Raw genomic sequence first — 2,528 nt, forward strand, 5'->3', positions numbered from 1 at the left:
ATTCAGGCGGTGTATCCTCGCCCCAGAACCAGCATTCCGGGCGACGGGCACAAGGTTTATCCGTACCTGCTCAAAGGGCTGAAAATCGACCGCCCCAACCAGGTGTGGGCAACAGATATCAGCTATAGTGTGCCCGGAGTTCAGGGCGAGCACGGAAGCTCAAATGAACCACGAGTCTATCTGGAATATTGAAACGGTACTTCATGAGGAAGTAACGAACCAATCCCACCCACTGTGAGGGTGGTGAGCCTGAGCGGCAGTGACCTGCGGTATGCCCGCAGGGTGATGTAACCCGCTGACAACGGGGATTGAGGCGAGGTCACTAAGCCAAGATGATCCTCAAGGCTGAGTGTTGAAAGGCTGAAGAACATGAACCCATTCATCCGCCTCTGTGGGTTGAAATGTCACCACGGCTTACGTGACCTGACAAGCCGTACGGGAAGGTTAGGCAGCTTGGAAATGTAGCCGCTGCCAGACGAAGAAGTTCGAACAGGTAAGTCGGGCTTCGGGACAGCAGTATCCATCACAGATCGGACTGCTGCTTCCTGTCAACTTGCGGCAAGCAAGGGTAAAGAGTGCGATGGGCAGCCTCCTCAGCATGCTGGAGTCCAGATAGGTGAACCGGGGAAGGTCAATTTCGGATGCCAAGGGGGCATGGCCCCGATGCCGAATTGACTGGCGGAGCTCCCGTAGTAGTCCGCGATGGGGAAAGCCCATTACATGGCGAAGGGGAGCAGTTTAGATGTGTTTGCCAAGCAAACTACCTGACCAAACAAGGTGAAGACCTTTGATAATCAGCGAAATGCAACGCAAGCTAGCGACTTGGACAGCATCCGACCCCACCCGCCGGGTGGATAGATTGCTGCGCCTGATAGCACAGCCTGACTGGCTCGCAGAAGCGGCTCGTATCACCCTGTCTTCCAAAGGTGCAAACACGCCGGGGGTAGATGGAGAGGTCAAGCTGACTGTGCAGGCCAGGCTGCCGGCTCTTCTGAAACAAATCAGGCATGATTTACTCTCTGATGCTTATCAGCCGTTACCGGCTCGAAGGGTTTATATCCCGAAGGCCAACGGCAAGCAACGGCCACTGGGCATCCCCACCCTGCGCGATCGCATCGTTCAACGAGCCATGTTAATGGCGATGGAGCCCATGTGGGAAAGCGACTTCCATGCGCTCTCCTACGGGTTCCGACCGGAACGGAGCGTTCACCACGCGATCCGTACAGTGAAACTGCAACTGACGGATAATACCGAAACGCGTGGACGCTGGGTCATCGAAGGGGATCTGTCCAGCTACTTTGATACCGTGCATCACCGGCTTCTGATGAAAGCTGTACGTCGCAGAATCAGGGACCGGCGGTTCCTGAACCTTCTCTGGCGATTCGTCAAAGGAGGCCATATTGATGCAGGGCTCTTTCGGGCAGCAAGTGAGGGCGTACCTCAGGGCGGCGTTATATCGCCACTGCTCTCGAATATCATGTTGCATGAGTTCGATCAGTACCTGAATAGGCGCTATCTCGGCAAAAAGGCCCGGAAGGATCGGTGGTACTGGAACCACAGTATCCAGATCGGCCGAAGCACAGCCATCCGAGAGGACTGGCAATGGAAGCCAGCCGTCGCCTACTGCCGCTATGCCGATGACTTTGTGGTTATCGTCAAGGGCTCCAAAGCTCAGGCAGAGGCGATCAGAGAAGAATGCCGGGAGATGCTGGAAGGAACTCTCAAGCTGACACTGAACATGGATAAAACCAAGATTACCCATGTGAATGACGGCTTCGTGTTCCTGGGGCATCGCATCATCCGCAAGCGGAGCCGCTATGGCGATATGCGAGTGGTGACGACGATCCCCCGGGATAAGGCACGCAACTTTGCCGCATCTTTAACCGCCAAGCTGTCAGGCAATTACAGTGAAAGCAAAATCGACATGGTCGAATCCATCAATCGAAAGCTGAAAGGCTGGGCGACGTTCTATCAATTCGTCGATTACAAAGCGAAAGTCTTCAGTTACATTGATGGTGTCGTGTTCTGGAAACTGGCCCATTGGCTGGGTCGCAAATATCGCTCTCGGATCAAACCACTGATGCGCCACTGGTTCAAAGCCCCGGCCTCGGGTCAAAGTAAGACTTGGGTGCTGTATGGCAAAACCAACCAAGGACTACTCAGTGTAGCCATCCTGTACCGACTAGTCGGTCACGGGAAAAAGCGATTCCGTTGGCGTCTTCCGGAGGATAATCCCTACCTGAGGACAGAGTCCAGAAACACGTGGACCTCTCGCTTTCCCGAAGTTGCTATGGCATTCGCCAGCGTTTAGGCGGAGAGCCGGATGCGCTGAAAGGTGCACGTCCGGTTCGGAGAGGAGAGGCAGGGAGATAGTTCGACTACGCCCTGCCTCTTACTCTACTTCCGCTGGCCCGGGGCTTCATGTACCTGGTCGCCATCATCGACTGGTACAGCCGCAAAGTGTTGTCCTGGCGGGTCTCCAATACCATGGACACAGACTTCTGTATTGATGCCCTGGAGGAGGCCTT

The 2,528-nt window shown here is 55.0% G+C and carries 1 protein-coding gene and 2 pseudogenes; all 3 read left to right on the forward strand.

Annotated elements, in window-relative coordinates; translation table 11 throughout:
* A pseudogene (locus tag FO268_RS23180) lies at positions 1-126 on the forward strand (IS3 family transposase); the annotation flags it as partial.
* Between the two features lie 661 nt (positions 127-787).
* On the forward strand, positions 788-2,311 hold the full coding sequence (gene ltrA / locus FO268_RS22660) for a group II intron reverse transcriptase/maturase (RefSeq protein ID WP_404802942.1): 1,524 nt from the start codon (positions 788-790) through the stop codon (positions 2,309-2,311).
* Positions 2,312-2,403: 92 nt separating this feature from the next.
* Positions 2,404-2,528 (forward strand): annotated as a pseudogene (locus FO268_RS22665) (DDE-type integrase/transposase/recombinase); the annotation flags it as partial.

Origin of the sequence: Marinobacter denitrificans (assembly GCF_008795955.1) — a bacterium.
GTDB classification, from domain to species: Bacteria; Pseudomonadota; Gammaproteobacteria; order Pseudomonadales; family Oleiphilaceae; genus Marinobacter; species Marinobacter denitrificans.